Source organism: Staphylococcus lutrae (assembly GCF_002101335.1).
GTDB classification, from domain to species: domain Bacteria; phylum Bacillota; class Bacilli; order Staphylococcales; family Staphylococcaceae; genus Staphylococcus; species Staphylococcus lutrae.
Genome location: NZ_CP020773.1, coordinates 1,372,069 through 1,398,064 on the forward strand (window position 1 = coordinate 1,372,069; position 25,996 = coordinate 1,398,064).

The 25,996-nt window shown below is 35.3% G+C and carries 22 protein-coding genes and 1 pseudogene; 16 read left to right on the plus strand and 7 right to left on the minus strand.

Annotation, left to right across the window (positions count from 1 at the left end):
* The first annotated feature begins 15 nt into the window (after window positions 1–15).
* Window positions 16–1,482, plus strand: a complete 1,467-nt coding sequence (gene guaB, locus B5P37_RS06295; protein WP_085238434.1) for an IMP dehydrogenase — start codon at window positions 16–18, stop codon at window positions 1,480–1,482.
* Window positions 1,483–1,505: 23 nt separating this feature from the next.
* Window positions 1,506–3,047, plus strand: coding sequence for a glutamine-hydrolyzing GMP synthase (guaA, locus tag B5P37_RS06300; protein ID WP_085237433.1), 1,542 nt, complete (start codon window positions 1,506–1,508; stop codon window positions 3,045–3,047).
* 93 nt (window positions 3,048–3,140) lie between these two features.
* Here the strand turns inward: guaA and B5P37_RS06305 are convergent, their stop codons facing one another.
* Both B5P37_RS06305 and B5P37_RS06310 read right to left on the minus strand, forming a co-directional pair.
* Window positions 3,141–4,277: a site-specific integrase gene (locus B5P37_RS06305; protein WP_085237434.1), complete on the minus strand. Its 1,137-nt coding sequence runs from the start codon at window positions 4,275–4,277 to the stop codon at window positions 3,141–3,143.
* Window positions 4,278–4,369: 92 nt separating this feature from the next.
* Window positions 4,370–4,999: a helix-turn-helix domain-containing protein gene (locus B5P37_RS06310; protein ID WP_085237435.1), complete on the minus strand. Its 630-nt coding sequence runs from the start codon at window positions 4,997–4,999 to the stop codon at window positions 4,370–4,372.
* A 153-nt stretch (window positions 5,000–5,152) separates the two neighbouring features.
* On the opposite strand from B5P37_RS06310, the gene B5P37_RS06315 reads away from it, so the two are divergent.
* Together B5P37_RS06315 and B5P37_RS06320 are read left to right on the plus strand one after the other, a co-directional pair.
* On the plus strand, window positions 5,153–5,380 hold the full coding sequence (locus B5P37_RS06315) for a helix-turn-helix domain-containing protein (RefSeq protein WP_085237436.1): 228 nt from the start codon (window positions 5,153–5,155) through the stop codon (window positions 5,378–5,380).
* Entirely contained in the window at window positions 5,358–5,618 is a 261-nt protein-coding gene (locus B5P37_RS06320; RefSeq protein WP_085237437.1) for a hypothetical protein, read from the plus strand. Before B5P37_RS06315 ends, B5P37_RS06320 begins: the two co-directional genes overlap by 23 nt.
* 163 nt (window positions 5,619–5,781) lie before the next feature.
* On the opposite strand, the gene B5P37_RS06325 is transcribed toward B5P37_RS06320, so the two are convergent.
* Window positions 5,782–6,911 (minus strand): IS3 family transposase gene (locus B5P37_RS06325; RefSeq protein ID WP_103322067.1). Its coding sequence is split into 2 segments (ribosomal slippage): window positions 5,782–6,665 and window positions 6,665–6,911, totalling 1,131 coding nucleotides; the frame shifts between segments, so codons are not numbered across the junction.
* Window positions 6,912–7,053: 142 nt separating this feature from the next.
* Here B5P37_RS06325 and istA point away from each other — a divergent pair.
* From istA to B5P37_RS06340, 3 genes are read left to right on the plus strand one after another with little or no spacing between them, the layout of a single operon-like run.
* Entirely contained in the window at window positions 7,054–8,250 is a 1,197-nt protein-coding gene (istA, locus tag B5P37_RS06330; protein ID WP_240622398.1) for an IS21 family transposase, read from the plus strand.
* 10 nt (window positions 8,251–8,260) lie between these two features.
* Complete coding sequence (istB, locus tag B5P37_RS06335) at window positions 8,261–9,028, plus strand: IS21-like element helper ATPase IstB (RefSeq protein WP_085236837.1); 768 nt, start codon at window positions 8,261–8,263, stop codon at window positions 9,026–9,028.
* Between the two features lie 55 nt (window positions 9,029–9,083).
* On the plus strand, window positions 9,084–9,638 hold the full coding sequence (locus B5P37_RS06340; RefSeq protein WP_244898600.1) for a DUF3885 domain-containing protein: 555 nt from the start codon (window positions 9,084–9,086) through the stop codon (window positions 9,636–9,638).
* 186 nt (window positions 9,639–9,824) lie between these two features.
* Here B5P37_RS06340 and B5P37_RS06350 read toward each other — a convergent pair whose 3' ends face one another.
* A complete protein-coding gene (locus B5P37_RS06350; RefSeq protein WP_085237441.1) occupies window positions 9,825–10,247 on the minus strand; it encodes a DUF1433 domain-containing protein in 423 nt (140 codons plus the stop codon).
* A 405-nt stretch (window positions 10,248–10,652) separates the two neighbouring features.
* Here B5P37_RS06350 and B5P37_RS06355 point away from each other — a divergent pair, with 405 nt between their 5' ends.
* From B5P37_RS06355 to B5P37_RS06375, 5 genes are all read left to right on the plus strand, one after another.
* Window positions 10,653–11,303 (plus strand): Abi family protein, encoded by a 651-nt coding sequence (locus B5P37_RS06355; RefSeq protein ID WP_240622402.1) that lies wholly within the window; start codon window positions 10,653–10,655, stop codon window positions 11,301–11,303.
* A gap of 946 nt (window positions 11,304–12,249) precedes the next feature.
* Window positions 12,250–13,143: a nuclease-related domain-containing protein gene (locus B5P37_RS06360; protein ID WP_169710791.1), complete on the plus strand. Its 894-nt coding sequence runs from the start codon at window positions 12,250–12,252 to the stop codon at window positions 13,141–13,143.
* Between the two features lie 191 nt (window positions 13,144–13,334).
* Window positions 13,335–13,682 carry a helix-turn-helix domain-containing protein gene (locus B5P37_RS06365; protein ID WP_085237443.1) on the plus strand — a complete coding sequence of 116 codons (348 nt, stop codon included), beginning with the start codon at window positions 13,335–13,337 and terminating at the stop codon, window positions 13,680–13,682.
* A 361-nt stretch (window positions 13,683–14,043) separates the two neighbouring features.
* Entirely contained in the window at window positions 14,044–14,394 is a 351-nt protein-coding gene (locus B5P37_RS06370) for a complement inhibitor SCIN family protein (RefSeq protein WP_085237444.1), read from the plus strand.
* Window positions 14,395–14,520: 126 nt separating this feature from the next.
* Window positions 14,521–15,207, plus strand: a complete 687-nt coding sequence (locus tag B5P37_RS06375) for an exotoxin beta-grasp domain-containing protein (protein ID WP_085237445.1) — start codon at window positions 14,521–14,523, stop codon at window positions 15,205–15,207.
* A 915-nt stretch (window positions 15,208–16,122) separates the two neighbouring features.
* Here B5P37_RS06375 and B5P37_RS06380 read toward each other — a convergent pair.
* Window positions 16,123–17,082, minus strand: coding sequence for a thermonuclease family protein (locus tag B5P37_RS06380; protein WP_085237446.1), 960 nt, complete (start codon window positions 17,080–17,082; stop codon window positions 16,123–16,125).
* 519 nt (window positions 17,083–17,601) lie between these two features.
* Between B5P37_RS06380 and B5P37_RS12360 the strand changes: the two are divergent.
* Both B5P37_RS12360 and lip read left to right on the plus strand, forming a co-directional pair.
* Window positions 17,602–17,719: pseudogene (locus tag B5P37_RS12360) on the plus strand (YSIRK-type signal peptide-containing protein); the annotation flags it as partial.
* Between the two features lie 211 nt (window positions 17,720–17,930).
* The gene (gene lip, locus B5P37_RS06385) at window positions 17,931–19,478 is read left to right on the plus strand and encodes a YSIRK-targeted triacylglycerol lipase (RefSeq protein ID WP_425319122.1); all 1,548 of its coding nucleotides are present in this window, start codon (window positions 17,931–17,933) and stop codon (window positions 19,476–19,478) included.
* Between the two features lie 375 nt (window positions 19,479–19,853).
* On the opposite strand, the gene B5P37_RS06390 is transcribed toward lip, so the two are convergent.
* On the minus strand, window positions 19,854–21,608 hold the full coding sequence (locus B5P37_RS06390) for a glycerophosphoryl diester phosphodiesterase membrane domain-containing protein (protein WP_085237447.1): 1,755 nt from the start codon (window positions 21,606–21,608) through the stop codon (window positions 19,854–19,856).
* A gap of 8 nt (window positions 21,609–21,616) precedes the next feature.
* Window positions 21,617–22,522: a CPBP family intramembrane glutamic endopeptidase gene (locus B5P37_RS06395; protein ID WP_085237448.1), complete on the minus strand. Its 906-nt coding sequence runs from the start codon at window positions 22,520–22,522 to the stop codon at window positions 21,617–21,619.
* Between the two features lie 287 nt (window positions 22,523–22,809).
* Between B5P37_RS06395 and B5P37_RS06400 the strand changes: the two genes are divergently transcribed.
* Entirely contained in the window at window positions 22,810–23,310 is a 501-nt protein-coding gene (locus tag B5P37_RS06400; RefSeq protein WP_085237449.1) for an SA1002 family membrane protein, read from the plus strand.
* A 347-nt stretch (window positions 23,311–23,657) separates the two neighbouring features.
* Window positions 23,658–25,700 (plus strand): LPXTG cell wall anchor domain-containing protein, encoded by a 2,043-nt coding sequence (locus B5P37_RS06405; protein WP_085237450.1) that lies wholly within the window; start codon window positions 23,658–23,660, stop codon window positions 25,698–25,700.
* Window positions 25,701–25,996: the final 296 nt, after the last annotated feature.

Consider the following 25,996-nt stretch of genomic DNA (forward strand, 5'->3'; position numbering starts at 1 on the left):
AGGCTGTCAATAATGATGTGGGAAAACAAGTTTGTAAAAGAGGCACTCACTTTTGATGATGTATTACTCATTCCAGCAGAATCAAATGTGTTACCCAAAGAAGTCGACTTAAGTGTAGAACTCTCGGATAAAATTAAATTGAATATCCCTATTGTATCAGCAGGTATGGACACTGTGACGGAGTCTAAAATGGCGATTGCTATGGCAAGACAAGGAGGTCTAGGTGTCATTCATAAAAATATGGGTGTTGAGGAGCAAGCGGATGAAGTCCAAAAGGTGAAACGTTCTGAGAATGGTGTCATCACAGACCCGTTTTTCTTAACACCAGAAGAAAGTGTGTATGAAGCAGAAGCATTAATGGGGAAATACCGTATTTCAGGTGTGCCGATTGTCGACAATCCAACATCACGTAAACTTGTAGGGATCCTAACAAATCGTGACTTGAGATTTATTGAGGACTTTTCAATTAAAATTTCTGATGTCATGACGAAAGAAGATTTAATTACAGCTCCAGTAGGGACAACGTTACAAGAAGCGGAGAAAATCCTTCAAGATCACAAAATTGAAAAGTTACCGCTTGTTGAAGATGGTGTGCTACAAGGATTGATTACAATTAAAGATATTGAAAAGGTACACGAGTATCCATACTCTGCAAAAGATGAACATGGCCGTCTTCTTGTCGCAGCAGCGATCGGTATTGCAAAAGACACGGATATACGTGCAGAAAAACTAGTAGAGGCTGGTGTTGACGCATTAGTCATTGATACGGCACATGGTCATTCACGTGGCGTAATCAATCAAGTGACAGCGATAAAAGAAAAATACCCAGAGATTACATTGATTGCTGGTAATGTGGCAACAGCAGCAGCGACAAAAGCTTTGTTTGAAGCCGGTGCAGATGTCGTAAAAGTAGGAATTGGTCCAGGTTCAATTTGTACGACACGTGTTGTTGCGGGAGTAGGTGTGCCTCAAATTACTGCAATTTATGATTGTGCAACAGAAGCGCGACGTCACGGTAAAACGATTATCGCTGATGGAGGAATTAAATTCTCAGGTGATATCGTGAAAGCGTTAGCTGCAGGAGGCCACGCGGTGATGCTCGGTAGCTTGCTTGCAGGTACAGAAGAGAGTCCGGGTCAAGTAGAAATGTTCCAAGGGCGTCAATATAAAGTTTACCGTGGTATGGGCTCATTAGGTGCAATGGCGAGTGGTTCGAATGATCGCTATTTCCAAGAAGACAAAACACCGAAGAAATACGTGCCAGAAGGTGTTGAAGGACGTATCGACTATAAAGGCCCATTACAAGATACAATCTATCAATTAATCGGTGGTGTGAAGAGTGGTATGGGCTACACAGGTTCACCAGACTTAAAAACATTGCGGGAAGAAGCACAATTCACAAAAATGAGTGCAGCAGGCTTAGCAGAAAGTCACCCTCATGATGTTCAAATTACTAAAGAATCACCTAATTACTCATTCTAAACTGGAAAAGGAGTACAAATCGTATGGAAATGGCAAAAGAACAAGAGCTCATTCTTGTCCTAGACTTTGGAAGTCAATATAATCAGTTAATTACGCGTCGCATTCGTGAAATGGGTGTATACAGTGAATTACATGACCACGAGATTTCAATAGCAGAAATTAAAAAGATGAATCCGAAAGGGATCATTTTATCAGGAGGGCCAAACTCTGTATATGCGGAAGATGCCTTTACCATTGACCCAGAAATTTATAACTTAGGTATCCCTGTGTTGGGAATTTGTTATGGTATGCAACTGACGACAAAATTGCTCGGTGGCAAGGTAGAACGCGCGAACCAACGTGAGTATGGGAAAGCGACAATCAATGCGAAGTCAGATGACCTTTTCTTTGGTTTACCTGAAGTGCAAACGGTATGGATGAGTCATTCCGATAAAGTGATTGAAATTCCGGAAGGGTTCGAAGTGATTGCAGATAGTCCAAGTACACAATATGCTGCAATTGAGGATAAAGCACGTCGGATATACGGGGTACAGTTCCACCCAGAAGTACGCCATACAGAGTTCGGCAATGATTTGTTACGTAATTTTGTACGCCGTGTTTGTAACTGTACTGGTGAATGGACAATGGAAAACTTTATTGACATCGAAGTACAAAAAATCCGTGAAAAAGTCGGTAATCGTAAAGTCCTTTGCGCCATGAGTGGTGGAGTCGACTCGTCTGTAGTCGCAGTTTTAATACACAAGGCGATTGGGGATCAATTGACATGTATCTTTGTTGATCACGGCTTGTTACGTAAAGGTGAAGGCGACATGGTCATGGAACAGTTTGGTGAAGGTTTTAACATGAACATTATTCGTGTCAATGCGAAAGACCGTTTTATGTCGAAACTAGAAGGCGTTTCAGATCCAGAGAAGAAACGTAAAATCATCGGTAACGAATTTGTTTATGTTTTCGATGATGAAGCTTCAAAATTAGAAGGTGTAGATTTCTTAGCACAAGGGACGTTATACACGGATGTAATTGAATCAGGAACAAAGACAGCCCAAACCATCAAATCACATCACAATGTAGGGGGATTACCAGAAGATATGGCGTTCGAATTAATCGAGCCGATCAATACATTGTTTAAAGATGAAGTCCGTGCGCTCGGCATTGAACTGGGAATCCCCGAACATTTAGTATGGAGACAACCTTTCCCGGGTCCGGGATTAGGCATCCGTGTATTGGGTGAAATCACAGAGGATAAACTAGAAATCGTACGTGAATCAGATGCCATTTTACGCGAAGTCATTCGTGAAGAAGGTTTAGAACGTGAGATTTGGCAGTATTTCACAGTATTACCTGACATCCGATCTGTAGGTGTTATGGGTGACTATCGAACGTATGACTACACAGTCGGTATTCGTGCAGTTACATCTATTGACGGGATGACAAGTGATTTTGCCCGCATTGACTGGGAAGTATTACAAAAAATCTCTACACGTATCGTCAACGAAGTCGATCACGTCAATCGCGTCGTATATGACATCACATCAAAGCCCCCAAGTACGATCGAGTGGGAATAATAACATAGTATAAATGATAGGCTAGAATTACCGTTATTATGCGGTTTCTAGCCTTTTTTATTTTGCGTTGAATACGTTTTGAATACGTTAATGCTAAAAATTGATATAATTTGCGAACTTTTCAGCCACTTGGTCACGCTGTTTTTCAGTGACGTGAGCATAAATATCCATAGTGGTTTTGATGTCGCCGTGTCCTAATCTGTCTTGTACTTCTTGGATAGATAGACCCGCTTCAAATAAAAGTGAACAATGAGTATGTCTAAAGCCATGTACTTTGATACGTTTGAAATGATGCTTATCACACACATCATTTAATACTTTATTAGTATGTTCGGGATATAGTGGCTTATTATTCGTCACATCAGTAAATACAGGATGGTGTTTATCTGATGTATTATGTCCATATTTAAGGGATTCAACACGTTGGTGTATTCTCCATGTCTTTAATATCGAAGCGGTTTTGTCGTCTATGCTGATTGTTCTAAGTGATGATTTCGTCTTTGGCTCTTGTATAACGAGTTTATAGTTTAACCCTCGTGCATATGTTTTATTTACAGTGATTGTTTGTTTATTAAAATCAATATCATTCCATGTTAAAGCCATTAACTCTCCACGTCTAAAACCCGTGAATGCTAATGTACGGAACATTGCAAAATATAAAGGGTTATCCTCGACAAAACTTAAAAACTGTTTTAACTCATCACTTGAATAGTATTTCAATGATGGGTCTTTTGGTGCTTCTTTCTTACGTGGTGCCTTTGTATAATTAAAAGGGTTATCAGCGATGATTTTAAGGTTAACAGCGTAATTTAATACGTTAGACGCATATATACGAACTGCTTTCATATCAGAATATTGTTTATTCCACTTATTGATGACCTTTTGACAGTATGGCACTGTGATTTTTTTAACTGGAACATCTTTAAAATGTTCTAGTATAGCAGTATCAAATAGTGTTAACACTCGCTGATATGTGCTTTCTCTTACAGTATTTTCGTACTGTTCAAGCCATAGTTTATAAACCTCTTCAAACGTTGTTATATCGTTGTTTAAAAAACCATTTTTATCAACTTCCGTTTGTAATCGTGCCTCAGCAATCTTCGCATCTCTTTCAGTCTTAAACCCTCGTCTAGTTGTCCGCTTCTGTTTACCTGTAATAGGGTCGGTACCTAAATAAGCCACAAACATATAGGCTGTTGTACCGTCTTTCTTTTTGTATTTCTTAATCATGTATTTCAATCCTTTCATCATGCCCGCATGCGTGAGATTGGATTGACACGCCGTTAAGGAATGGCTACCTCGTGGCGTGATGATTAATAATGTTATTTAACCTCACTTAGTTTCACTTTTTTCATCATTTCAAATTCTGTCTTTTCAAATAGATGTATTAATAAATCACTATTTTCGGTTAGTGGATATTCATTATGTTTTATTTTTTGTCCAATTACGTTTTTTAAATTAGCAATCGTTTTTTTATAGATTTCATTAATTATTTTTGTTTTAAAACTAATTGAAAGTGATGATAAGAATGTTAAAAACTCATCATTTTCATATGCATCTGATTCTCCTAGCACTACGTTGACAGTAAAGTCTAATTTATCTACATCAATAGGGAAAGGAAAGGACGTTTTTTTATCAAATATATACGTAGAAATATAAAAAGTTCGTTCATAAAACTGTTTTTTTACGGTTAGTGCTATATCCGGAATTTCATCATTATAAGTAATTGTCGAATCTTTTAAATCAATAATATAAGGGGCGTAATCGAAAAAATCTGCGGGTGTTACACCTAAGTAATTGCATAGTTTGTCAATTGTATCAAATTGGACGCCTTTCCCCGTGTTTTCAGAAAGAGACATTAAAGTAGTTTTGGAAATCCCCGTTTCTTCGTATAAGTCTGCAATTTTCAAGCCTCTTTCAGCCATTAGAATTGCTAAATTACTTTGTATCATAAAAAAACCACCTTATCTTTTGATTGTGTATATACTATAACACAATATAACAATTGTCGCTAAAATATTTCAATATATTGACAAGTTTAAAATATTAGCGTACTCTATCAATAGTTAGTGTAGTAACTAAAATAAGTGTTTAGGAGGATTGTTATGAAAAACAATTTCAGAATTATCATCGCAAAGAAAAAGTTGAAAATTGCTGATGTTCATGATGCCACTGGTATTTCGAGAAATACTCTGTACGGGTTATATAAAGAAACGACAAAAAACCCCGACACTATTACTATCATGAAAATATGTCATTTTCTAAATGTTACCCCCAACGATTTGCTAGTAGTAAAGGAAGTGAACGACCATGCCACAACTACTAAGCAATGAAGCCAGCCAGCACCTTGTAACCGAAATTGTGAGGATTGTAGAAGCGGTGGCATTAGAGAGAGTAAGACAGAATCGAAAACGGTACCTTAATCAAAAAGAAGTAATGGAGGAATACCGTTGTACCCACAAGGACATTACCAAATGGGAGAAAGCAGGACTCAAAAAATTTAGGAAAGGTAAAAGCTGGATTTATGACAGACGAGACATTGAACAGGTATTGGATAGCTTAAAGCAATAGTAAATTAACAGCGCCCGCATGCGTGAGAGAGTCAAACAGTACTATGTTTTTAGTCTTTAAAAGGTGGTGAGACCATGAGAGTAAAACGTATTGCACTAATGTTTTTATTGGCATATTTCTTATTTACTACATTTGATTTTCATATTGGAATGTCAACAGTTTCCTAGACACTTTTCATGTGTAGATCTTTAAACGCCACTGGTGTTAAATACTGTAATGAAGAATGTGGTCTAAAATTGTTGTACCAATTTACATAATCAAATAATTCTGTCTCTAACTGTTCTAGGTTTTCAAATTTCATCTGTTTTACAAATTCGGTTTTTAGTGCTTTCATCGTTGCTTCTGCAACTGCGTTATCATAAGGACAACCTTTAGTACTTAATGAACGTTCGATTTCAAAAGTCTTTAATACTTCATCTATCAATTTGTTATCAAATTCTTTACCTCTATCTGTATGAAATAGTGCGATTTGTTTTAGGTTATGATTAATTTTACTAATTGCTTTCACCACTAAATTTGCATCCTTATTTTTACCTGCACTGTAACCAACAATTTCTCTATTGAAGAGATCAATAAATAAACATATATAATGCCATCTATCTGCTACTTTTACATAGGTTAAATCACTTACCAATGCATCCATTGGTTGTTCTCTATTAAAAGTGCGATTTAAATGATTTTTAATTAGTTTTTCATTTGTTTCTTTTGGATGATTTTTATATTTAGCTTTCGTATAAACAGAAACTAGATTATATTTTTTCATGATACGACCAATCTTTCGTCTGGATACAGTGAGACCTTTGTCGTTTAATTTATTCTTAATTCGTCTTGTACCAAAGCTTTTTCTATTCGAATTAAACGTATCTATAATAATTTTTTCTAATTCTAAATCATCATCTTTTTGGCTTTGAGTATTTCTTTTTATTGATTCATAGTAAGTGCTTCTTGGTATTTTCAGGACTTTACACATTGCTGATACTGAATATTGATGCGCATTCTTTTGAATGATTTCTATTTTCGTCCCATGATCAGCGCTGCTTGCTTTAAAATATCATTCTCCATTTTTAAATGTTGAACTTCTTTGCGTAATTTAATCAGCTCTTTTTCATCATCTGATAAGTTATCTTGATGATGAAATGAACCGGTGTTTTGATGTTGTTTTATCCATTTTCCTAATGCCGAAGGTGTTAAATCATACTCGCGTACAATTTCATTCCTAGGTTTACCATTTTCATATAATCTAACCATTTGTAACTTAAACTCTGAACTAAATGTTCTTCTTTCTCTTGTCATAATATAATCGCCTACTTTCTTAATTTAACAATATCTATTCTCATAGAATTTGTCCAATTAAGTGTAGACGATTCAACTCAATCTTTGAATGGAGGTTGTTTGATTGAGACATGATATATACGAAGGAGTGTCATTTTACATTATGAAAGGCATAAAACCAAATTACGCTGAGCTGGCTAGACAATATCATTGCGATCCAAGGACAGTAAAAAAATATTATGAGGCTGGGAAAGGCAATGAGTTGAAAAAATTAAAAACAAGAAAAACGACAAAGAGAGTATCAAAATTAGAACCCTATAAAACGCTCATAGACGAAAAATTAGAGCTAGGTTGTACGGCTATGGCGATTTATAAATATATTACTAAAAAAGGGTATGAAGGCAAATATACGATTCTAAGAGAATATTGTAAGAATAAAAAAGGAAAGGAAATTAAAAAAGCAACTATACGGGTAGAAGCACGACCCGGTATAGCTGCTCAAGTAGACTGGAAAGAAGATATGGTCATGCATGATAAATTTGGGAAACGTTATCAATTTAATATCTTTCTTTACGTTCTACACTATTCAAAAATGAAGTATATCACATTAACTTGGGATAGAAAACAAGATACATTATTTCAATGTTTGAAAGAATCTTTTGAGTACACTGGAGGTGTTCCTAAGGAGATATGGTTCGATAATATGAAAACGGTCGTTGATCGTCCTAGAACACAATATAGAAAAGTGGTATTTAACGCCCTTTTTCATCAATTTAGTAAAGATGCAAACTTTGAACCCATCGCGTGTAGGCCTTATAGGCCGCAAACCAAGGGCTCTGTGGAATCTTTAGCTAAATTTGTGGAACAACGTTTAAGGCCCTACGATTACGAATTTTATGACGCTGTTGAACTTATCAGTCTTGTCAATCACTTTTGTCATGAAATGAACCATAACGAAATATCGCAAGCAACTGACTGCTATCCAATTGATTTATTCAATTCTGAAGAAAAACATCTATTGAACCCGTTTAATGTGCAGTTACTAGACACCTATGTCGAAGATGAATGCATTCGAATCGTTTCTAAAGAGTCGATGGTTAATTTTAGAAAAGGTAAATATTCAGTACCTACAAAGTTTATTGGAGAGGAGGTTCAATTAATCTTTAATGAATTGACTGACGAATTATCCATCTACTTTGATGCCGAGTTAATTAGAACCCATCATTTATCGGAAAAGAAATTCAATTATGTTACCGAAGATATGTGTGAGATATTGAAGTCTGATGCATTCAAGCACAAAGACGATCAAGAAATTCTTACTTATATCGAAGATTCATTATTAAAATATGACGAGGTGTAGGAGAACAGATATGTATACAGACCATCAAAAGCTATTAGAAAATTTTCAACTGCTCAATCTAAAAATGATTAAAGACTATTATCCGAAGTATTTAGAATCACTATCCAAGAATCAAAAATCTTTAACTGAAATTTTACTTGAGTTGACAGAAAAGGAAGTAGAATATCAAGCTGAACAAAAATTTAAACGCGCTATTAAGTTAGCACGTTTCCCTAAGGTTAAATATTTAAGTGACTTTGATTTCACGTTTCAACCAAGCATTAATAAACAAGAAATACTCACATTAAAATCCATGCATTTTCTAGAGAAGAATATCAATATATGCTTCTTAGGTAATAGTGGTGTCGGTAAGACACATCTAGCAATATCGCTAGGCGTAGAAGCCTGTAAACAAAATATCAAAACTCGATTCTATACTTTTAAAGAGTTAATTGAACTCTTAACCACTTCAGAGGAGAAAGGAATCACCAATAAAACTTTAAAACAATTAAACAGAATTGAACTGCTTATCATTGATGAAATAGGCTATACCCCCATCTCAAAAGAACAGGCAGACCTCTTCTATCAATTGATGTCACTCAGGTATGAAATGAAATCCACAATCATAACGACGAATATCCCATTTTCTAGTTGGGGAGACTCATTTAGTAACAAGATAGCGTCAGCAGCCATTATTGATAGACTTATTCACCATTCAAAAATATTTAAAATTACAGGCGATTCATACCGACTTAAAGACTATAAAAGTGAAAAAAGTTTAAACATACGTCATTCTTAAACCGCCAAAAAACGACATTTTCAAACCGCCATAAAACAACATTTTCAAACCGCTATTGACAAATGCAATTCATTTAGATTTAAGTGAAGGTGAATATCCTTTTTCAGATGATGGAAAAAGCTTTAACAAAAATTATTTTACAAGGATTTATAGCAATTCAATTCAAATTTTACAAGATTTATTTCAACAAAGTAAGACTATCGATATAGTTCTAGTATATTATTTATATGGGGATTCATTTAAAAAAACTAGGTTCAAAGAAAAGTTTAGTTACTTCAATAATGACGAAACGCCAAATTTTAAAGAATATATTAACGATGAAGGTATCCAGTGTTATGTATTTTCTTATAAAAATAAGAGTTTGAAGGATTTAAATTATAAAAAATTAGCGAGAGCGATTTGCAATCAAGATTTTAAAGGTTTGTTCCCGACGATTAATCAAAAAGATAATTACTTAGATATATATTTCATGGATAGTGAAAGAGGCATATTGTATCATTTGTATGATGATAGGGGGCTGTGGCTATATTTTATAAATAAGCAGACATATATAAGTTACTCCAAAAAATATAGCAATCTCTTGTTTGATGTAAGCGATGAAATTGATTAAAGTTTATTTAATATTAATAATACTAATTTTATCATCTGTATTCATATATTTGAACTATAATTGCAAGCATGAAAAGACTAAAATAGCAGTTCTAGATACAGGGTTTGAAAAGAAAGCTGTTAACAGCAATTTAATACATTACAGACAAATCAAACCGAAATTAAAAGATAAAGAAGACTACCAGGCTTAGTGGTCTTTCTTCTTTTGTTCTAATTCTTTTTGGATTTCATCGGGAGATTTTGATTCGTGTGCAGGTTTTAGCAACTCAAATATTTTAGGGTTTCCTGTTAAAGACCCACCAAATTGAAAATTTCGTTCTGGTGACGCAAATGCTGTAAAGTCATATTTTTTATTATTGTTGATATAACCTTCAATCACAGCGTCACCCATAGGCCCTGATTCAAAACTTTTGAAGTGAACCGATTTGATAGTATTGGGTTCTTTGGTGTTGTATTTGAGATAAAGTGTAATGCGTTCTTGTTGTTGTTTGTAGTAAATTTCTTTCTGTTTTTCGCGTTCGTCATATTTCATTTTAAGATAGACACCTCCAATAATGATTAATATAATAAATGTCATACTAACAAATATTAATATTCTCTTTTTTGACATAAATAAACAACTCCTCAAACTGGTATGTCACAAATTTTAGACACTTTTCATGTGAAACGCTTTAAACATCACTTTAATATTAAAGTATTTTGTGAGATGATTGCTAGCAGTATTTTCTTTACTTACTAAATAACGTATTCAAAAACGTATTCAATGCCTGCATGCGTGAGAGCCTATAAATACAAGGCACATTCCCATATCAGAAAGTAGATTAGAAATCACATTCATCAATATATTCGTAAAATGTTATAATCATCTATAACATTCGTTTGTTCATTTTGTAATACAATAGTGTAAATACGCTACAATAGATTGGGAGTTATGAACTATGGAAAACAAACAGCCTAAAACTACAGATGGTCTTATGCGACATATTAGAAATAACAAAAAAGACAATTACAAAATATTGGTTACTTTCATGGCTATAAAGGATATAGTTTTTTCCATGATAAAAATGACCCTCTATATTTTAAGAACTTTAATGAGGTTATTTCCCTTTACAACTTTGATTCTAACATCAAAACACTGTTCTATAAACATGTCATGTTTGCAGAAACCGCTATAAAAAACCGACTATTAGAAATTGTGCATAAACAATCAGGAAGTGAACTAGAAAAGTTATTCGATGATGTGCTAACAGACTATAAGAAACATAAAGTTCGTTCTAGTAAATATCAAAACAAATTCAAAGAAACTATGAGACTTAGAAATGATATTTATGAAAAAATACACTCCAATTTTAGTAACAAATCATTTATAAATCATTTTATTTATAATGATAGAGCCGTACCACTTTATGCTGTTTTTGAGTTATTCACATTAGGTAACTTAGTTTTTTTCACTAGATGTATGAACTCAACTATTAAGATACAAATTATTACTGATTTAGGTTTATATCACTCTTCTTTCGATAAGAATGAAAATCTAATTGGTGATTTAATTGATTGTTTAAAAGGGCTTCGAAATGCTATAGCACATAATGGCGTTTTATTTGATTGTAGATTCAAAGAAATAGCGTTGGTAAACGACTCACAGAATATTTTAATATTAAAATGAATGTTAAAGATATCCATTTTAATAGAATCGTTGACTATTTAGCAGTAATTGTCTTAATAAGCGCTTCATTAGGTTATAATAAAACCGAATTAAGAAGAATAGTTAAGACTTTTGAAGCAAATCTTAATGAACTAAGGCAAGTTCTCAACGTAAGCACTTACGATAAAGTCATAGGTACAGACGTTCGTAAAAAGTTAAGGCAAATTAATCAATATATAAATAATTTTTCTTGATATACGGTTAATGAGGGTGTATAATTGTAAACAAATAGCGGTACACATCTGCGGAGTGTACTTGAGGTTAACTGTTGCGACGGTTGCCTCTTTTTTTATACCTTTTTAAGCTATGTTATCTTAGATTAATGCCTACTCCTCTAAGCCTTATATTTGTTTTATACTAGCCTATGTTAATATTGCTATGTTTTGCTAAGGTTAACATACTTCCCCACTTGTGGAGATTTATATCAAGAACATATCGCATATCTTAATATGTATATAAATATTGTTACTATAGTTGAATCATTTGCGCACAGTGCTTGGATTTCAGCAATATTGCTTGTGTTTGTTAAAGATACATGTCAACTCTCACAAATATTCCTGCTTTAGATAGTTTACTTAGTAAAAAACTGTATAAAGCCTATGGATACCATTAAATTTTCATCGGGAATCGTTTCAACTATTGGTATAAACTATCAAAGTAAATACGCATGTTTTTTGAAGATATGATGTACTCAGTGGCAACATTTTGCGACGTAGTACGTTTTTCTATGTAATATTTGACTCTAAAATAAGTATGATTGTTTTTGTTTAGCATATTTTATACTATTATTATCTGATTATAGTGAAATTTTTCAATTTGTATATAGAAATTTATTAAAATGAGTTAAAATATATGTCGAAACATTGAAAAATTATTATCTAAAAATGAGGTGATTGTATTGATACTAGTGACAATCGTGCTAATGATTATTGTGGGTGGTTTATTGTTTGCCTTAAAGAGTAAAAATGAAGTTGTAAAAAATGAAAAACGTAAAAGAGTGCATTTAGAACAAGATTATCAAATGAAGTTAGAACAGAAAGAGAATGAAGTTGGGACACACATTCAAGAGATAGAGAAGTATCAATTTAGTAAAAATGAGATGGAAACAGATTTTAAACAACTAAAGAAGGGCTATATGCAGCTAATAGAACAGGTGAAGCAGCATAAAATCTTCTCGAAAAATGTCGGTGAAGTGATGGCTTCAAGAGATTTGTTTAATATATTTGAAACTTATAAGGAAAATGGCATCATCAATCATTATCGGATTATCAACAATATCCTTTTCAGTGATAATGAGGTGAGACAGATAGATCATCTTGTTGTTTGTGATTATGGGATATATATGATTGAAACAAAGACTTGGAAAGGTGACATATTTTATAATGCGAATAAGCAGGCCTTGCAAGGTACGGAATATGGTTTTTTAGCAAGATATATATTTAATGACAAGTTTGAAAAAGAATATAAAACGTTTGTACTAAAGAACGATGAAAATAATCGTTTTCAAGTCGCAGATTACGGTAATCCTTATAAACAAGTGAGGCAGTCCATTTATCGCATTTATAACTACTTTAATAAAAAATATTTTGTGAATGGATTGGTATACTTCAATTATAAAACTGAAGAGGATCAGTATATATTTTTTGACGGATCAGAAAAAGACAATTCAATAAAAGCTGTGAATCAGTTAGAAAATTTAATTGCGTATTTTGATGATAAAATTAAAAACAGCAGAAAGTGTATGGACGAAAATGAGATTAACGATGTCGTATCTAAAGTAGAAGGTTATATTGTGTTATAAGTGAGATAACAATATTAATTTTGGAGGCGGCAATAAAAAGCAAATAGAAAACGCGCTTAAGCGTGACAAGAGGTAAAATCGTTAAAAAAACAGAAAGATGCATGTGTCAGATTCATGTTGTCATGTGATTTTCGGGTCCCTGACGTTTAACTGTCGTGTTTCATTCATACGTATTAATGTATAATCAAACTATGAATAAATCATTGGTTGCTAAACTAAGAAAACAAAAAGGTCTTACTCAAGAGAACCTAGCAGAAAAGGCAAATGTAACAGTTCGAACAATTCAAAGAATCGAGGCAGGTGAAACTGTAAGTAGTGAGACATTAAAAAATGTTGCAAACGCATTAAATGTATCAATGAGTGAATTGTTTGAAGATGTTGAGTCTAATGAAAAAGGGGCGAAAATAATGAATTCTTCTAAAGAACGTCAACAAGAACATGTGAAAAACGGATGGGATTTTTTGGCGCAATATTGGTGGTTAATCTTTCCAATAGGTGGATATCTAAGTTGGTTCATTCCACAAATAATGGGTAGATAAAAGGTCGCGTGTCGTGTATGGTACAAAATTATAAAAAGTAGCCAGTCGATGGATTTGAAGGTTTGAAACGTCAATTCATCAACTGGCTTTTTAATTTGTTAAAAACACATTTTCCTCGTGCCTTTACATTGTGAAAGAGGCGAGTAGTTATCGAATAATTAATTTACACTTAAACGATATTTTCTCTCTATTATCATTCATACATCCATATTTATTACAATTTATTTGTCTGGGATAATCGAATAAATATTAAAGGAATTAAATTTTGTTAATATTTCTGTTAATTTTTAATGTATAGTTAATAATATAACTGGGAAGAATAGGATATAATAAACGAGAATTCAAGAAAAGGAGAGAAACGATGAAGTTCAAAAAATATATTCTGGCTACTTCATTAGTTGCAATGCTCTCATCAACTGCTGTAGCAATCACTGCTTATGAATTTGAGGCAGCAGCAGAGAGCCATGTGACTGCAAGTGATCACTATGATCGTGCATTAAAAAGTGAACTGCAAGAATTAGTTAATGAGTTGAATTTTAGAGCGCTTTCTACTGCGGGCTTAGAACCTTATTATAAACGTCAGGTCAATGTCGCAGGATTTAAAGCGAAAGTTGCGCTTAAAAGTGGAAATTATCACAAAATGGCTGTGGCTAAAGCAGAATTAGAAAACATTTATGAAGAAATTTCTGAAGCGCTGATCGACACATATTAATCATGTGTGTCGATTATAGTTAAAAGCGCAGGATTTACTAACATTAAAAATTTTAGAAGTGTCATTTGCACTTTTACGATAAAAAATAGATAAAATAAACGAAAATAAGGATTAGGAGTCAAAACAATGAATTTATCAACATTCGCAAAAGCAAGTTTAGCATTAAGTCTTTTAACAACAGGTGTCGTAACAACAAATGCCCAATCAACACATGCAGCACAAGCTACAGCAGGTGTTTCTCAAGATACAAATACGTTAAAAAATTATTATAATGGGCCGAGTTTTGAATATAAAAATGTAAACTTACATAAGGACGGAAATAAAGTAGACTTTGTTGCTGATTTACAATTCACTGTAGTTGATTTACTTGGTTCGGATAAAGAACGATTAAAATCTATTAAAGATGGAGATAAATATGATGTGTTTGTTGTGAGAGAGGGTACTGGAAGACAAGCAGAAAATCGTACAATCGGCGGTATTACAAAAGCAAATAATGAGAAGTATAAGGATCAATTGACACAACCAGACATTGAAATTAAAAGAACGACAGATGAACTGACAACTGTACAAACAGTAAATGATCTTAAAATCTACAAAGAAGAAATTTCATTAAAAGAGTTGGATTTTAAATTGAGAAAGCAACTTATTGAAAAACATGAGCTTTATAAAAAAGATCCTCAAGAGAATAAAATTAAAGTGATTATGAATGATGGCAGTTACTATACGTTTGAACTTAATAAAAAGTTACAGGACCATCGTATGGGAGATGTCATTGAAAGCAAAAACATTAAAAAAATCGAAGTAGATTTGTAATCGTTAAATTTAAATGATTGATTACATGGCATATCGAATGATTTAAGGAAGATAAACACAAAAACTGTGTAATGCGCGCATATGAAGCGCTGTTACACAGTTTTTGTTTGATTTAATGGTTTATCGTATAGAACAAGGAATATGTATTTTGATAAAGTGTGGAAATGAGAAATATCATTTTATGATAAATCGTTAAAATAGGATTAACAGCAAATATAAATGCAAAGATAAAAAGGTAGCGAATTGTACGCACATTAGAAACACCACTATAATTGTTTACAGAAAAGATATAAAAACAGACTAAAACACACTTTGTGAGTCAGCCTAGTGGAGTTAAATTTGTTATTGAAGTAACCAAAGCTGATTTTGTTAAAAATTTATAGCCACAATCATTTTTCTTTGTCTTAAAATATAGTATAATATTTAATTATAAGATACATTCATAGGTCATGATTAAGAGCATCATATTTTTATAAAACATGCCCAAAAAGTGGACAAATGCTGTTCAAGCATTATAGTGAATGTCCATATTTTGGACATCAAAAACATGTTCTTTTCATTGATGCTAAAGGGATTGACTGAATGACTAAACGAAGAGTACCCCGTACAATAGGGGACAAAATTCTATATGTAACTGTCAGTATTGGGCTAAAATGCAAAGATAGAGGCATGTACAATGAAGTAGCAATAGGAGATGTAACAATTGTTTTTGACACATGAGTGAAATGAGGGCAACAGGGATTATTGTGTGTTTTAAAAGTGTTTGTACTTTGTGGGGAAATGGATAGGCTGTAAACGGGTAAACTAAAAAAGCAGTGAGGCACGCTCAACGCAAGTTTTTGTAGTGCTTTACTGCTTTTTAATATATTCAATGATCGATTGACTTATCACAGATGTTCATTTCAAAGGTTGATTTTATCCTTTGATTTCACATGCCTTACCATCATGATCTCTATCCAATCGTGGTGAATAGGCGGGGTGTGTATTTGGAACGCCTTGAGGATAAACTTTTCTTAATTCCGTACAATTTCTAAACGACTGCTGTTGTGGTGCAGGCTGAGCTGGTGCGGGTTGAGTCGCCGCAGGGGTTTGCGTGTCGATATTTGTTTCTTGCGCGTTAGTGTCAGTGTAAGGCGTGGATGTGTCTTGTTCTGACCATATGCCTATTTTTTCTTCTTGGGCTTTTGTTTCAGCCACTTTCAAACGTTCTAAATATTTCGTGTTCGGTGGATAGACATAGGCCACTTTTGCCAATCCTTCTCTTACGAGTTGTTCATTCAACATTTCTCCATCTACATAGACATATACGAGGTCTCTGCCATATTTATCGGTTTTAGGACCTTGATCATATTCGACTTCGATTTTCTTCGCGTTCAAAAGTAATAATCTTGTTCTCTCTGAAGCTTCTTTTCCAAACGGTTGTACCCCGAGTTTTGGATGTTTTGTTTCAGGTGTATCAATCAATAAATAGCGCACAGTTTTTTCTTTCCCTTTAATTTTTAATTTAGACGTATCACCATCGATATGTCTGACAAAGGTTGCGGGGATGAGTACACCTGTATCTTGTTTTTTCTCTGCTTTTTCTTGAGATGACTTCTCTTCCTTTTGTGACTCCTTATCTTTGGCGTCATCCTTTGTTACTTTTGTGACTTGTTTTTTATTAGAAACAGTAGAGGGCTCTGATTTCTTTACGTCATCATTAAATAGGCTGAAACACATGACCAAGATGATGAGTGGAATAAAGCTGAATCCGTATTTCTTAAAAAGGGGTTTGGCAGGCTGCTTTCGTAAAACGTTTAAACATGCTTTTATCAACAAATAAACGTTATAGATCAAAAAGATTAAAAATAAGACAGCAATAAAACTCTTCAACATTCTTTTATCATCCTTTCTTTCTCTTTTATTATGATGAAAGAATAGGTTTCTGTAAACATTTTTAATATATTATTATGTATTTATAAACAGAAAATCAAAATCTGAGTCTTTTTGCCATTATTGTCTTTAGGGAGATGAAGTGTTTAAGGCGTTATATTAGGTTAGATAGGGAACAGTTTGTCAAAATAAGGTTTAGTTTGTGGTGTCATCATGATAATTATAGAAAGAAATCGAGATTTCTGAGCGTATGCATTTCTTAAAAAATGATTTGTTTGAGTGAGGGTGCAATGTTATCGCAGAACCGATATTTCAGCTGTTCTTTTTACGCTTTCTAATGGTTTCAATAACGCATGCGTTCCAATATGTTGTTGTTTTATTAATATCCTTTACATACCAATAAAAGTTAAAAATATACATATAATTAATAATATAATTGATAAATTGTAAAATTAACGTGTTATATTGATAATGCAATTATTTAGGGGGTTTTTAATATGGGGGAATATATGAGGTGATTAAATGGATCATTATGATGTGAACAGAAGGTATACGATCCGAAAGTATACGATCGACGTTGTATCAGTTTTAGCAGCAACAACATTTTTAGTGAGTGGTCATGACGCCAAAGCTGCCGAGCCATCTGGTGTTCAAGAAGGAGCGATGTCCCTGACGTGACAAACGCCTCTGTCTGGAGAACAGCATGAAAATATAGCACGTTTTTATGTTTATGTTAATCAGGATGAAGGGCATCAATTTGCATCTCCAGTAAAAGAAAACAAGCATATAGTGACACAGCAAGCGCCTTCCGCATCGACAAAAAAGGGGTTCAAGAAGAGAACTATCCGTCTATAAAGGCAGAAAGCCAATCTACATCGGTTGGTACGCCTCCGAGCCGGAATGATGATTTGCAGCAATCCTCCGAACGTCAGCAAGTTTCCGCTTCCACTCAAGTCCAATCGAATCATGCATCGGTAACGCCAAAAAAAGATTCACAAATAGCGAAAAATCAAAATGAGCCTCCTTTATCGAATCATACAGACAACAAGCAACCCGATAAGAAAAATGTAACGCCAGATGAGACTGTGGACGGGCATTCAACGCCAAAGGATCGTACAGCAGAGAAGGCATTGCCGAATCATTCTACAGTCGTCAATGTTCAAGAGAAGCCGAGTCCCACGCGTGCGCCACAACCTTCAACGCCCGCACAGGCGACAACACCTCTTTCTAAAGCTGAACAAGCGCAACATATCAATCAATATCCCATTGTTTTAGTTCATGGTTTTCTGGGTTTAGTCGATCAGAATGCGCCGGCACTTTACCCGAATTATTGGGGTGGCAATAAGTTTAAAGTGGTCGAGGAATTAAGAAATAAAGGTTACGATATATATCAAGCGAGTGTCGGGGCGTTTAGTAGTCATTATGATCGTGCGGTTGAACTGTATTATTACATTAAAGGGGGTCGTGTGGACTATGGTGCCGCTCATGCAGCGCGTTATGGTCATAATCGATATGGCCGGACTTATGAAGGGATTATGCCGAATTGGGCTCCGGGTAAGAAAATTCATTTAATCGGTCATAGTATGGGAGGACAAACGATTCGTTCAATGGAGACATTTTTAAGAAACGGCAATGCTGAAGAAATCGAATATCATAATCGTTATGGTGGAGAGATTTCCCCACTCTTTTTAGGGGGGCTAGACCATATGATTGCTTCGATTACGACTTTAGGAACACTGCATAATGGCTCACAAGCGGCGGATAAATTAGCAAACACAGAATTTTTTAAAAATATGATGTTTGCGCTCAACCGAATTGCAGGTAATAAAAATTCGAAAATTGATTTGGGATTAACGCAGTGGGGGTTCAAACAACAACCTGGGGAAAGTTATATCGATTATATTCAGCGTGTGAGTCAAAGCCCGATATGGCATACGATGGATCAAGCGGCTTATGATTTAACATTAGAGGGGTCTGCACATTTGAATGAAATCACGAGTTTGAACCCGAATATCACATATACGACTTATACGGGTGCTGCCACACATGTGGGTCCACTAAGCAAAGAAAATCCTAATATCGACCTCTATCCATTAATGGACATCACTAGTCGCATCATTGGTGGAGATATGCGTGAGGAATGGCGTAAAAATGATGGTGTTGTGCCGGTCATTTCTTCGCTTTTCCCACTCAATCAGGATTATGTTTATATCACTGCAGATGACTTAGCGACACGCAAGGGCGTTTGGCAAGTGAGACCGGTGTTAGAAGGTTGGGATCATGTTGATTTTATCGGTCTTGATGCGACAGATTTTAAACGGACAGGTGCAGAATTAGCTGATTTCTACATGGGAATGGTGAATCAGTTGTTACGTGTTGAAGCTTTAGATGAAAAGTGACAATGATTAATAGGGAACGACACGTGGACAGGGTGGCAATCCATCATGCGTTTGGTGTTCTGACCTAAGTGAGGGGATGCGGTGAGTAAGCGCATTTGAATGCGTAATGAGGGTGCATCTTTCAAGTCTTTTATTTTGACGGATGTGCCTTTGTTTGAGACGCATTCACTCGATCATCATCAGTGTTGCCACTTTACGTGTCAGTTCGGCTATAAAAGGCATAGTCAATGATGTGCACCCCTAAAACTGGATTTGAAATGTCCGTTTTAGGGGTGCATTTTCTTTGGATAAGTGGCTGTCATCTGTTTTCAGAATATCATGTCACAGCGTTTCAATCTGATGCATGATAGTCCACCACGGCGGGTTGTCATAAAATCAATATAATAGGGCACGGATCGCACGAGCAGCATACTGATTTTCAAACAAAAATGTTTGTTTTTGCGCGTTCACAATGTCTGGATCATCTGTAATGATACCATCTATAGGTGTGTTTAAATATTTTACAATGTCATCTTCACCATTGACTGTCCATACATAGAGCTTCTTGTTCATCTGATGTGCTTGTGAGGCGAGCTCTGGTGAATAAGAGAAGTCTTCGATTAAATAAAAGTCCAAGTTCGTCTTTGGTAAATCACCAATTTGAAATGGAATAATGTAGCCACATGGAATCGAATGCGTCCGTGTTTTGACTTTTGATATTAAATCATAATCAAGAGACATTAATTTGGCGTGTTGACCAACATGTAACCGTTCGAGATGTTCCAGTAGTATATCCACATAATTTGCGGGCTCTTGTCCATAAGGTTTTAATTCAATCAATAGTTGAGTCTGTTGTTTACGCGCTTGTTGCACAGCTTCCTCTAAACTCATGATTTTTGATGTCCATTCTCCTTGACGTAGGGTGAGTTGCTGCAACTCTGCTAATGTCATGTCTTGCACATGACCTTCATGACCGGTGAGTCGTTTCAATTGATTGTCGTGAATGACCGCAAATTGCTGGTCTCGAGTCATCACGATATCCATTTCAACATAGTCTACATGTAGTGCGCCAGCAGCCTTGAGGGATTCAAAAGAGTTTTCTACGCCCTTTTTCACGAATCCACGATGGGCAATAATTTCAACTTTGTCATTAAAAGAATAGGTTCGTAATTCATAGATACTGGCAGCTGAAGCCATCGCGAGTAATACAACGAGAAAGCACTTTATCGTCCGAGAGTATGGACGAGGGGGTACGACTTTAAGAGATGGATTCAGGTGATGATGATTGATCAAATAATAGACGAGTGTTGCGACTAAAATTAATTTCGTTATGACGGTACCTAAAAAGAATAGACCTTTTAAAATAATGAATAAAATGGGTGTTGCTAGCCAGTGATTGCCTTGTGGATCGATGATTGAGAACACCATGACAACGATTGAAAATAAGATCGTCATCACGATGATAAGCGCTGTTTGTAGGGTGATGATGACAGTGATTAATTTGAACTGGTGTTGGCCGGTTAGGCGCCAACTGAGTTTCATACTTTGAGAGACTTTACGACCGTCAAGTATCATTAATGGAATGACAAGGATAAGCCGATAATTCAAAAAGGCTAAAACAATCATTGTGAGTGTGTAAAGCCAAAATCCGAGCGGTGTTTTGACAATTTCACCAGTGATGAACTTTGGGATGTATAAGTCTTGGGTTAAAATCGAACTTAGGCTCAGATGAGCGATGGGTAACGTTAAGATAAAATACAGGATAAAGTACAAGAGTTGAATACCGAATAATTGTTTGTATGTTGTCAATGCGCGGTGCAGTATAGTTTTTAAAGCATAATGTTCTTGTTTGTAGTAGCCGTAAGTGAGCAACGTTAAAAATGAAAACTCAATCAGCATGAATAATGCGAGAATCAAGATAAATAATAAGGTAAGTACGAGATTAACCGGTGTGAATAGCACGTGTACATAGTTTTCTTTATTCAACTGTGTTTCACCTGAGAGTTTCAGCATGATTTGAAAAAGTGTAGAGAGTACGAATGTGCTACTCATCACGAGCACCAATTGAAGTAGCGTTACATTGATTAGATAATTCATTTTATGACGATATAAGTTTTTAACAATACTGAATAGATAACTTTTTAGATGCATAAATCCTCCTAATGAAGTGACGATCCTCTAAAAGGATTTGTCGTACGTGATGTTGCCCGTTTAAACTTTGGTGAAAATAAAAAATATAAAATGACGGCAAGACCTACAATCGTGGTGAGGACACTTCCTTCCATACCATACATACCACCGCTTAATAGAAAATGGTGAGGTGTGGGTGTAGAAAGTAAAATCGTGTTGTCGATAACGGCACCACTGACGTGAGAGCCCAAAACAGGGCCTAAGACAAAGTTCCATAGAGAATGGCCGGCACCAATGAGCCATGCACTTCCAGTACGATAGTAAATAAGGCCAAAAACCATCCCGAAAATGAACAGATTTAAAAATGCCAGAGGATTGACGCTACTATTTAAACCATGTAGTAGCATAAATAAAAGTGAGGTTGTAATTAATGCAAATGTATGCCCCCATGCTTTCGAAAAGTGAGGCATTAAATAAAGTCGAAAAAGTAATTCTTCATACATGCCTTGGAATAAGAAGAAAATGAAAGCGAGCAATATGGCTGATAAAGCTTCGGTTTTAAATACAAAAGTCACATCTATGCCTTTGAATACCAGATTGATAAAGAAGACAAGACTGATGCCGAGTGCGCCACCGACTGCACCGAGCAAGTAATGTTTCATAAAGTTGCGTTTCATAAAACCGAGGTCTCGATAAGAAAAGCCAGAAACTTTTTTAATGAGCCAGAGTGTCGTGAACAGTGTCAGTATCATTTCTAAAGTCATTGCCAAGCCGAAATCACGTTCTGTGTCAATGAAATGATCGAGCAGAAGGGTCGTGAACAGGTCCCATATCGTCGCAATCAATAACAAACTGATTGCTACAATGAGTATGGGAATGCAAATCAGATAAAGGGGATGTTTGTGTTGCACTTTGTTAACAAATTGTTCGTACATATTATGCCTTCTCTCTATATTTTAAGTTTGTTATATATTTTAAACCTCAATTCTTAGAAAGTAAATAGAAATAAATATATTAATGAATAGGTAAAAGAAAGGGTGTGTTTTGAGTGAGAGATACAGCCAAAATATGATTTTTGAAATTTTAAGGTGCATACGGCTTTGTTGTACTGTTATATTGAAATAAGGAATGGTGCATGAAAGAGTGGTCAAAAAATAATTTGGTTTTATAGTACGATTAAGAATGGACTTCGAATTGAAGTGAAGTGGAGAGGATGAGGCATATGGTGATTCAAATGATATTGATATTGATATTGTTTTCTATTTTAAGTTTGTTGGTCACGCATCAACAAAACCATTTGTTACTTGCGAAGGCGATGGTACTCGGTTTAATTTGGTTTTTCTTGAGTTATGTGGCGTTAATCGTTTCGACGTTATTGACTGCAAGTGTGTTTGATCTTTTACATATTACACCTGCCAGTTATTTTTTAACAGGGATGATATTGATATTGTTCGCAGGCGTTTTAGAACTATTACTCATCAAATTTAGTTTATACAAGTTCAAAGTGGATGTGACATTAATTATTGTCTTAGAGCATTTTGTGCAGTGGGCACTCGTATATATTGTGATTTATCAAACGCTAACGCAAAATGTTGATAGTGTGCTCTTGAAAGATTTACAAATTAAAAATATTTTCGATCCGTCATATTTGAATATCGCCATCTTACCATCGTTGATCGTTACCTGGATTGCCATTTTCAGTTACCGTATGAAGCAACAGTGATAGGCGTATTGATAGAAATGATGTTGCATTTTGACGGGATGTGATATGTGCGCATATGGAAGAAAAGGATGACAATACAGTCAGTCTATATGTCACTTGATACATTTCCTTTTGCGATATGGGTCTCGGTGCGCTTGTGTGGTGTATTGATATCATTCACTCGTCAACCTGTAAGATGATGTATTCCGAACCGAACGGATAAGAAAAGCAGAGAAAATGGATTTCTATATGCAATGGGCATAAGATTATATATTTTTAAGCTTTAGTTAATATTAAGTTAATATCATTTATATCTTTAGTGTATTAAATTAAAAAAGCAATAAATTCAATTACTAGAGAGGTTAATGATGTTAAAAGAAAATTATAAGTTAAGAAAATTGAAGATAGGTTTAGTTTCAATAGGGATGGGAGCGATTTTTGCAGTATCCAATGGTACGGCTGAAGCTTCTGAAGCGACGAGTCAAGAGACAATCAATGACACAGTCGTCGCAGAAAATGAGAAGCAACCGACGCCAGAACCATCTGCCCAAGATTCAAATGCAAAATCAATTCAACTTGATGAAGTGCGCCCTGGAGCGACACAAATCTCGGGATATACACAACCGAACCAGTCTATTTCTGTAAAGATAGATAACAGAGATGTCGTATCGTTAGAAGATTTTGAAGAGGTATTGTCGGATGATACGGGTAAATTTACTTATGATTTGAAAGGACGAAAAATTGTCTATAACCAAAAAATTGATGTAGAAGCGACGGAACCATTGAATTTAGAAGACTTAGAAGATGATGAAGAAGTTCAAGACGACGGTTTAGAAAATGACTTAACGGGGATGAAAGAAGCCCTTTCAAATATACCACAAGTTAAAGTACCAACAACTGATGGTGAGGTCGACGCTGTTGATGAAATGGAACAAGGGGACTCAGAGGCAGTAGAATCAAAAGTGGATTTAGAAGATGAAGCAGTTGCTTCGACATCCTATATAACACCACGGTATGACAAGGCTTATGTCACTCCAAAAGGACGTCTATTACCTTTACCGCAACAACATCAAGTGTGGATTGAACCTGTGCTTGCAGGTTCTGGTGTGATTAAAGGTCATACGTCAGTCAATGGTAAAGTTGCACTTGCAATTAATCAACAGCACATCAATTTAGGTGATTCACCTCGTGCACTGGAGCAGTTGACGGATCAAGCATGGGCACAACGCTATGACGGGATTTGGCGTTATATCGACGATAAAGGCTTTTTTGAGTTTGAATTAAACCGTATTTTTGGAAAAACGTATACATTGAAGCAAGGCGATCAAGTTACGTTATCATTTAAATCAGAAGATGAAGATGCAATGCCTGGACACGTGGTGTTCAATGTCATGACTGTCCCTTTTGAAGATGTAGCCAAAGCAACAACAGTTTATCGTCTGAGTGATCGTTTGGCAGTCCAACATTTAGAATATCCAGGTAAAGATTTAGAAATTGCTCCTATTTTTGGGGACGTAACTGAAACGGCATTACGTGCTGAACAAAAGTTGTTAAAAGCAGGAACGAAGAAAATTGAAGGGCGTACAAAATATGCCAATGCGGTCGTTCAAATGGCATCGAATTTAGGAGAGTATCGCAGTTTTCCAACTCTGCAAGTGAGTGAAACAGGTCGTTTTATTTTCGATTTGAAATCAGCAGATATTCAATTATTAAATGGTGAAACATTAACTTTTACAGTTATTAATCCACACAATCAGCAAGTGTTAGCAGAAACACAAATGGAGATTATCCCAGCCGATGAGATGCCAAATGGTGCAAATGTAGAGATGACTGATTCGGTTAGACCAGGGCATTCAAAGATGACAATTCCAACATTAGGGACATTACAACCAAGAGGAATAGAGAAAGCCGTTCAACCATTAGAAATGAACACAGTTGATAAAAGTGTTAAATCTCAACAAGAATCGGATCGTATGGATGGGACTGAGACGCATGCAGATGGAGAAGCGCATGTGGCGGGTCAATCGTCCAAGCTGGTACAACCTGATAATCAAGATCAATGGGAATCGTCAGTCGATGAAGCGGACCTAGAGGATGATGAATTACTGTCAATGTGGGAAGAGATGGGTATTCCAGCCCCAGAGATGGCAATTTATGGACAACGCATGCCACTTTTACAATTGATGAGAAATGAAGGAAGACAATCAATGCCTCCATTTGCATTACGAGTGAATAAAGAAGAAAAGGACAAAAAGGTGGAAAAACGTGAAGCGATAAAGAAAGAAAAACGTAGCGTTTCAACACCACCTCAATTACCAAACACAGGAGAACAAGCAACGTTATCAATGTGGCCTGTGTTGATGATCGGACTTGGCGCGGTGTTGTTATTACAGCGACGTCGTAGTCGATAAATATTTTTAAATACGATTGATGATATGGCGTCGTTTGTGACGTTCAAGCCATTCAAACGCCCCCTTCACTATTTGTGGTAGATAGTGAAGGGGGTTTTTGTTGCGTCTTACATTTATGACTTTACGACCAAACCAGCAAGCTCATGCGTCATACCACTGAATGACTTATAACAAAGTCATAAAACAACGAAAAATATAAAAGATAGTGATAAATTGGCAAATTCATAAAAAATTAATTATTTCATAAGATATTTTACAAATATAGAAAAATTTCTGATAAAATGATAATAAATCTA